Raw genomic sequence first — 8,228 nt, forward strand, 5'->3', positions numbered from 1 at the left:
CGCCCGTGGCTGTTCGCAATCCCTCGTGGCTGCTGGCGGCGCGGCTCCTGGCCGTCCTGGGAATCGTGGCGGCCGTGGTCTTCGTCTATACGAGGATCTTCCCCGTCAACAGCACCACGGTCGCATTGACGCTGCTCCTGGCCGTCCTCGGCATCGCCTCGCACTGGGGGCTCATCGAGGCCCTGGTGACGGCCATCACATCGGTGGTCTGCGTCAATTACTTCTTCCTCGCGCCCGTCGGAACGCTGACGATCGCCGACCCGCAGAACTGGATTGCGCTGCTGGCGTTCCTGGTCACGGCAGTGGTCGCCAGCCAGTTGTCGGCGAGCGCGCGGCGGGAGGCGCGGGAAGCGGCGGCCCGTTCGGGCGAGATCGAGCGTCTCTACAGCCTCAGCCGCAGCCTGATGGTCACGGGCGAAGCGGACAACATCTCCGAACAGCTCGTGGGACACATCCGGCGCACGCTTCCTGTTGCCGCGGTCGCCTTCTTCGACCGGGCTGAGGATCGCGTGTTTCGCGCGGGCGACGAGTCGCGGGGACTGCCCGACGCCCGGCTCCGGGATGCCGCGCTCCAGGAGACGGTCTTTCAGGACTTCGCGGCAGGCGAGACGATTCTGCCGGTGACGCTTGGCGGCCGGGTGATCGGCAGCATCGGGTTCGCCGGTCAGGCGGAATCGGAGTCCGCCTACCGCGCCGTGGCCAGCCTGGCGGCCATCGCGGTCGAACGGGCCCGCGGACGCGAAGCGGCGAGTCGGGCGGAGGCGGCCCGGCAGAGCCAGGAGTTGAAGTCGGCGATCCTCGACAGCGTCGCGCACGATTTCAAGACCCCGCTCACGTCGATCAAGGCCGCCGCGACCGGCCTGCTCGAAGGGAAACTCGAAGCCGACACGTCGCGCGATCTGGCACAGGTCATCGACGAGGAGGCAGATCGCCTGAACGTGATGGTGACCGACGCCATCCAGACCGCGCGGATCGACGCGGGCGATCTCCACCCACGGCGCGAGCCGTGTTCCGCGGTTGAAATCCTCGAGCGCGCGGTTGCGGCGTGTGCCGGGCGCCTCGAAGGCAGGGCGATCACGTGGGACATCGAGGCGGCCCTGCCGGCCGTGAACGTCGACGCGAGCCTGGTGGCGCTCGTGCTGCGCCAGGTGCTCGACAACGCGCTCAAGTACTCGCCCCCCGACAGCCCCCTCCATGTGTCGGCGCGCGTCAGCGGCCGGCAGGTTCGTCTTGGGGTGTCGGATCGTGGGGTCGGCGTCGCAAGCCGCGAACGGGTGCGCGTGTTCGACCGGCTGTACCGAGGCGACGCAGGAAACCAGGCCCCGGGCACCGGCATGGGGCTCGCCATCGCGCGCCAGATCGTCGAGGCGCACGACGGCCGCATCTGGGCCGAGGATCATGACGGGGGCGGCAGCACGTTCGCCTTCACGCTGCCGATTGCCGGCGAGGACGAACCATGACCGCGCGAATCCTCGTCATAGACGATGAGCCGCAGATTCGGCGCGTGATGCGGACCACGCTCGTGGCCTCCGGCTACGTGGTCACCGACGCCCGCAGTGGCGAAGAGGGCCTGCAGAAGCTGAGGGACGCCAGGCCGGATCTGATCCTGCTGGACCTCAACATGCCGGGGATGGGCGGCATGGCCGCGTGCCGGGAGATTCGCCACGCCTGGGACGGACCGATCATCGTCCTGTCGGTGCGCGGTGGCGACCACGACAAGGTGGAAGCGCTCGATGCCGGCGCGGACGACTACGTGACCAAGCCGTTCAGCACGACCGAACTGCTCGCGCGCATCCGCGCGGCCCTCCGGCGCGCGCCGACCGCCTGGGCTGAGGACACGCCTCCCGCGCTCGTCCTGGGCTGCGTTCGCGTGGACTTCCGCACGCGTCGCATCATCCAGGGCGACAGTGAAGTCCGCCTGACACCGAAGGAATTCGACCTCCTGGAGTACCTCGTCGCCCACGCGGGCACGGTCATCCCCCACGCGCGCCTGCTCCAGGCGGTGTGGGGACCGGACTACGGGAACGAGGTCGAGTACCTGCGCGTGTTCATCAACCACCTGCGCAAGAAAGTCGAGGTCGACCCGGCAAGTCCGCGGTTCATCCTCACCGAGCCGAGGGTCGGCTATCGCTTCGAGCGGCCGCCCGCATCGGATACCGATCGTCCAGCGCAAGGTTGAGCAGCAGCACGTTGACCCGCGGTTCGCCGAGGAACCCGAGTTGACGGCCCTCCGTGTGGGCCTCGATCAGGCGCTCGATGATCGCGGGCGTGACGCCGCGCACCCTCGCCACCCGCGCGGCTTGAAACGCCGCGTTCGCCGGCGTGATGTGAGGGTCGAGGCCGGATGCCGACGCGGTCACCAGATCGATCGGCACCGGGCCGCTCCCGTCTTCCCGGCGTGCAGCGTCGGCCCGCGCGCGGACGAGAGCAACCAGCGCCGCGCTGGTCGGCCCCAGATTCGAACCGCCTGACGCGGTGGCGTCATACCCGGCAGGTCCCGCGGCCGATGGACGGGAATGGAAGTACTCGGGTGCCGAGAACGGCTGCCCGATCAGGCGTGAACCGATCACCCGGCCATTCCTGACGATGAGCTGGCCGTCGGCGCTGTCAGGAAACAGGAGTTGCGCGCACGCCGTCACGGCCAGCGGATAGGCAACCCCGAGAAGCCCGGTGGCGACCAGAATCATCAGAACGGCAGTCCGCAGATTGGCGGCAATCCTCATGTGGCCCTCGTCGGCAACTGCTAGGCCAGCCGCAGCAGGCCAATCACCATGTCGATCGCCTTGATCCCCGCGAACGGCAGCAGCAGGCCGCCGACGCCGTAGATCAGGAAGTTGCGGCGCAGCAGCGCCGCTGCGCTCATCGGCCGGTAGCGCACACCGCGCAGCGCGAGCGGCACGAGCGCGACGATGATCAGGGCGTTGAAGATGACGGCCGAGAGGATCGCCGACTGCGGCGTTCGCAGGCGCATGACGTTCAGGGCCGCGAGCACCGGAAACGCGCCCATGAACATCGCCGGGATGATGGCGAAGTACTTGGACACGTCGTTCGCAATCGAGAACGTCGTCAGGGCGCCGCGCGTCATCAGCAGTTGCTTGCCGATCTCGACGACCTCGAGCAGCTTCGTCGGATTCGAGTCGAGATCCACCATGTTGCCGGCTTCCTTTGCAGCCTGCGTCCCGGAATTCATCGCCACGCCGACGTCGGCCTGCGCAAGCGCGGGCGCGTCGTTCGTCCCGTCACCGGTCATCGCCACCAGCTTGCCGTCGGCCTGTTCGCGCGCGATCAGTCGCATCTTGTCTTCCGGCGTGGCCTCCGCCAGGAAGTCGTCGACGCCTGCTTCGTTCGCAATCGCCGCGGCGGTCAGCGGGTTGTCGCCCGTAATCATCACGGTCCGGATCCCCATCGCGCGAAGCTCGGCAAAGCGCTCTCGGATTCCGCCCTTCACGATGTCCTTCAGGTGGATCACGCCAAGAGCTCGGCCGCGTTCCGCGACGACGAGCGGCGTGCCACCGGACGACGCCACGCTCGAGGTGAGCATCCGCAGGTCCTCCGGCACGGCCCCGCCGTGCGATCGCACGTAGCGCTCGATGGCATCGACCGAGCCCTTCCGAATTTCCCGCCCGTCGAGGTTCACGCCGGACATGCGCGTCAGCGCCGTGAAGGGCACGAACGTCGCGCCGCTCGGCTGGAGCGATCGTCCCCGCAGCGCGTACCGGGTCTTCGCCAGCACGACAATCGATCGACCCTCCGGCGTCTCGTCCGCCAGCGATGCCAGCTGTGCGGCGTCGGCCAGGTCGGTCTCGGTCACGCCCGCGGCCGGAAGGAACTCGGTCGCCTGTCGGTTGCCGAAGGTGATCGTCCCGGTCTTGTCGAGCAGCAGCGTCTGGACGTCGCCTGCTGCCTCGACCGCGCGTCCTGACATCGCCAGGACGTTCCGCTGGACGAGGCGATCCATCCCGGCAATCCCAATCGCCGACAGCAGGCCTCCGATCGTCGTCGGGATCAGGCAGACCAGCAGCGCGGCCAGGACGAAGATCGACTGCGGTGCCCCCGAGTACTGGGCGAGCGGTTCGAGCGTGACGACGGCAATCAGGAAGACGATCGTCAGGCCGGCGAGCAGGATGTCGAGAGCCACCTCATTCGGCGTCTTCTGGCGTTCGGCACCTTCCACCAGCGCGATCATACGGTCGAGAAACGTCTCGCCGGGGTTCGACGTCACCCGGACCTTGATCCAATCGGAAAGGACGCGCGTGCCGCCGGTCACTGCCGAACGGTCGCCGCCGGACTCCCGGATGACGGGCGCGGACTCGCCCGTGATGGCCGATTCGTCAACCGTGGCCACGCCTTCGACCACGTCCCCGTCCGCGGGAATCACGTCGCCCGCCGGCACCATCACGAGGTCGCCCTTGCGCAGATCGGGAGCACGAACGACCTCGATGTCCCCGCCCCTGGTCAGCCTGCGCGCGAGCGTATCGGTTCGCGAACGGCGGAGAGAGTCGGCCTGCGCCTTCCCACGGCCTTCCGCCATCGCCTCCGCGAAGTTGGCGAAGAGCACCGTCAGCCACAGCCAGACCGTGATCTGAAGTTCGAATCCAACGTCGGGCACCGAACGGAACAGGTCCCGCACGAGTTGAACCGCGGTGAGCGCGCTGCCCAGCTCCACCACGAACATCACCGGGTTTCGCATCATCAGGCGAGGGTTCAACTTGAGCACGGCGGCCCAGGCCGAACGAAGGACCAGTTGCGGGTTCGAGAAGGACGGGGAGGTGGCAGTCATGATCTGTTCGTGGCGTCAGAACGTGCGGCCCTGGCGCATCAACAGGTGCTCGACGATCGGACCGAGGCTGAGCGCCGGGAAGAACGTCAGCGCGCCGACGATCACAATCACCGAGACCAGCAGGGCGGTGAAGAGCGGCGTGGTCACGGGGAATGTCCCGGCAGAGACCGGCACCCGTTTCTTGCCCGCCAGGCTGCCCGCGATGGCCAGCGTCGGAACGATGACGAAGAAGCGCCCGATCAGCATTGCCATTGCGAGCGACACGTTGTACCAGCGCGTGTTGGCGCCGAGGCCGGCGAACGCCGACCCGTTGTTGCCGACACCGGACACGAACGCGTAGAGAATCTCCGTGAGACCGTGCGGCCCACGGTTGGCGATGGCCGATGTCCCGAATGCCGGCGACGCGATTGACACGGCCGTGAGCGCGAGGATCGTCAGCGGGAAGACCAGCACGGCCAGCATGGCCATCTTCACTTCGTGCGATTGAATCCGTTTCCCAAGGTACTCAGGCGTCCGGCCAACCATCAGGCCGGCAATGAAGACGGCCAAGACGATGAATACCAGGATGCCGTAGAGCCCCGACCCGACACCGCCGAACACGACCTCTCCCAGCATCACGTTGGCCAATGGCACCAGGCCGCCGATCGGCGTGAACGAATCGTGCATCGCATTGACCGCCCCGCAGCTCGCGTCCGTCGTCACGGTCGCAAAGAGCGCGGACCCGGCCACGCCGAACCGGACCTCCTTGCCCTCCATGTTGCCGCCGGGGCTCGATTGGCTTGCCTGCTGGTCGATCTGCGGCAGCAGTGGGTTCCCCTGGGCCTCCGCCCAGTAGGCCGTTGTCACGCCCGCGAGGAACAGGAACGCCATCGCGGCCCAGACGGCCCAGCCGTGGCGGCGCGATCCGGTCATCTCGCCGAGTGTCGCAGTCAACCCGGCGGAAAGGCTGAAAATGCCCAGCATCTCGAGGAAGTTGGAGAGCGGCGTCGGGTTCTCGAAGGGGTGGGCGCTGTTGGCGTTGAAGAATCCGCCGCCGTTCGTGCCCCATTCCTTGATCGCCTCCTGTGACGCCACCGGACCCTGGGCGATCACCTGGCGATCGAGGGGCGGTGATGCCGCCTCGCGCCCGCCTGCCGTCGTCGCAAAGACGTGGCGGTCCACGAGAAGGGCGGCGTCGTAGGCCCGGAAGTTCTGCACGACCCCCTGCGAGACCAGCACGAGCGCGCCGACGAAGGAGAACGGCAGGAGGATCCACAGGATGGCGCGTGTCACGTCGACCCAGAAGTTGCCGATGGTGCCCGCCTCGACCCGCGCGATGCCGCGAATGAAGGCGATCCCCAGTGCGATCCCTGTCGCCGCCGACACGAAGTTCTGCACCGCGAGCCCGGCCATCTGCGTGAGATAGCTCATCGTGGTCTCGCCGCTGTACGCCTGCCAGTCGGTGTTCGTGGCAAACGAGGCCGCGGTGTTGAAGGCCAGGCCGGGCGGCACGGCGGGAAGATGCTGTGGATTCAGCGGCAGCCACGCCTGCACGCGCTGCAGCAGGTAGACGCTGACCATCGAGACCAGGCCGAACAGCAGGGCGGCCGCCGCGTACTCGGTCCACCTCATCTCGCGCGTCGGGTCGACACGTGCGATGCGGTAGACGAGGCGTTCAACAGGTGCGACAAGGCCGTCAAGCAACGTCCTCTGGTTCGTGAAAACCCGCGCCATGAACCGTCCGAGCGGCACGGTGACGGCCGACACCACGCCGAGGAACAGCAGGATCTGCAGCCACCCGTTCGCGGTCATCTCAGAGTCTCTCCGCCCGCAGCAGCGCGTACGTCAGGTAGACGAGAAGCAGCGCGGCGAGCGCCAGGGCGAACACAGCTTCATTTGTCACGGTTGGATCTCCCCTCCAGCCGGTCGCAGCCGACGATGTACAGGAGACAGGCGCCGTAGAAGCACAGCGTGACGACGACGAAGATCACGTCCACCATACTCAGTCACCAAATGCCGCGCCGATCCAGCGGCCGAGGCGTCCGCGAGCCGGGTTGACCTCCACTGCGTCCACGAGCACGACTCGATGACCATGCGCGGCCAGCCAGCGCGCAAGGCGCCGGTCCTTCGAGCCGAAGAGCCGCCTGATCCCGATGAACACAAGCGAGGCCGGATTGAGCGTTGCGCCGAGCATCGAGCGTTCGTCGCGACACACGCAGACGCGTACCGTCCCCGTGGGCACCACCGAGGCGAAGCGCTGCACGTCAATGACCGGACCGACCGGCGACGCCTCGTCGAGCTGTTCGTGGAAGTCCACGACGCGAGGCACCACGATGATCAGTCGCGCGCCAAGACGCTGTCCGAACTCCCGCGCCGCCCCGACAGCCGCCTCGGTGCCCCGGCGCGAGGTGGCCACCACCGTCAGTTCCACGGCCCCGACCTCGAGTTGTGAGGCAGCGGCATCCGACCACTCGTTGGCATTCATCACTGTCAGCGTAGGCCGGTCTCCTAAACGCCGCGTAAGCGCGGGATAAAGGAACCGTAAAGGACCCGTACTTCGAGGAAGACGACGGCTATGATGGTTCTGTGCTCGAACCCAAACGGCGCCCGGACCCGGAACGGCTCCTGCGTCAGATCACCGCCGGCGAGCGCGATGCCGAGCGCGGCAGGCTGAAGATCTATCTCGGTTACGGACTGGGATCTGAACCCGCGGTCAGGATGTTCGACGAGGGCCGCCGCAGGCACGAACGTGGTCAGGACGTGGCCGTTGGCGCGATGCGGTCGGATGCGTCGTCACACCTGTGGTCCCTCGTCGCGGACATTCCCGTCGTACCCTGCGTCCGACGATCCGGCGGCGAGGCGATGGATGTGGAGGCGCTATTGACCCGACAACCCAGGGTCTGTCTCGTCGATGGCGTCGGGCAGCGGAATCCCGAGGGAAGCCGGCACGCCGCGCGATGGCAGGATGTTGAAGATCTGTTGGCGGCCGGCACCACGGTGATCGGCACCATCGACGTGCAACACATCGATGAACTGCGGAAGCAGGTCGAGGCCATCACCGGCCGCGACAGCGGCGACGGCGTGCCCCTGTCGTTCGTCGAGGCCGCGGACGGAATCGTAGTCGTGGACGTCCCGCCCGAGACGGTGTCGCGCCGGGAAGGTGATGCGGCCCTGCGCGAACTTGCCCTCGTCCTTGCTGCCGAGATGGTCGATCGGCAACTGAATGCCTATCTCGAAGCACAGGGACTTCCGCCGGCGCGGGGCGCCCGCGAACGGCTGCTCGTATGCGTCACCCCGCGGGCCAACGCGCGGTTGATGATCGACACGGCCAGGCGAACCGCGGATCGTTTTCACGGCGAACTGATCGTCCTGCACGTCCGACAACCGAACCTGAGTCCGGCCGACCAGGCGGCTCTCGATGGTCACCTCGCACGTGCCGCGGATGCCGGAGCCACTGTCGCGGTCGTGG

Annotated in this window: 8 protein-coding genes; 3 read left to right on the forward strand and 5 right to left on the reverse strand. The window is 67.5% G+C overall.

Going from position 1 to position 8,228, the window contains the following annotated elements:
* The first annotated feature begins 5 nt into the window (after positions 1-5).
* Together VGK32_14895 and VGK32_14900 are read left to right on the forward strand one after the other, a co-directional pair.
* Positions 6-1,460: an ATP-binding protein gene (locus VGK32_14895; GenBank protein ID HEY3383057.1), complete on the forward strand. Its 1,455-nt coding sequence runs from the start codon at positions 6-8 to the stop codon at positions 1,458-1,460.
* Positions 1,457-2,179, forward strand: a complete 723-nt coding sequence (locus VGK32_14900; GenBank protein HEY3383058.1) for a response regulator transcription factor — start codon at positions 1,457-1,459, stop codon at positions 2,177-2,179. The genes VGK32_14895 and VGK32_14900 overlap by 4 nt, the downstream gene beginning before the upstream one ends.
* On the opposite strand, the gene kdpC is transcribed toward VGK32_14900, so the two are convergent.
* From kdpC to VGK32_14925, 5 genes are all read right to left on the reverse strand, one after another.
* Positions 2,106-2,723 carry a potassium-transporting ATPase subunit KdpC gene (kdpC, locus tag VGK32_14905; protein HEY3383059.1) on the reverse strand — a complete coding sequence of 206 codons (618 nt, stop codon included), beginning with the start codon at positions 2,721-2,723 and terminating at the stop codon, positions 2,106-2,108. The two genes, VGK32_14900 and kdpC, sit on opposite strands and share 74 nt — an antisense overlap.
* 20 nt (positions 2,724-2,743) lie before the next feature.
* Positions 2,744-4,780, reverse strand: a complete 2,037-nt coding sequence (gene kdpB, locus VGK32_14910; protein ID HEY3383060.1) for a potassium-transporting ATPase subunit KdpB — start codon at positions 4,778-4,780, stop codon at positions 2,744-2,746.
* Positions 4,781-4,795: 15 nt separating this feature from the next.
* Complete coding sequence (gene kdpA, locus VGK32_14915; protein ID HEY3383061.1) at positions 4,796-6,571, reverse strand: potassium-transporting ATPase subunit KdpA; 1,776 nt, start codon at positions 6,569-6,571, stop codon at positions 4,796-4,798.
* Position 6,572: 1 nt separating this feature from the next.
* Positions 6,573-6,662: a potassium-transporting ATPase subunit F gene (locus tag VGK32_14920; GenBank protein ID HEY3383062.1), complete on the reverse strand. Its 90-nt coding sequence runs from the start codon at positions 6,660-6,662 to the stop codon at positions 6,573-6,575.
* Between the two features lie 99 nt (positions 6,663-6,761).
* Entirely contained in the window at positions 6,762-7,244 is a 483-nt protein-coding gene (locus tag VGK32_14925; GenBank protein ID HEY3383063.1) for a hypothetical protein, read from the reverse strand.
* Positions 7,245-7,345: 101 nt separating this feature from the next.
* On the opposite strand from VGK32_14925, the gene VGK32_14930 reads away from it, so the two are divergent.
* Positions 7,346-8,228 (forward strand): hypothetical protein (locus VGK32_14930; GenBank protein HEY3383064.1); only part of this gene is annotated, 883 nt, incomplete at its 3' end.

Source organism: Vicinamibacterales bacterium, assembly GCA_036504215.1.
Taxonomy (GTDB): domain Bacteria; phylum Acidobacteriota; class Vicinamibacteria; order Vicinamibacterales; family Fen-181; genus FEN-299.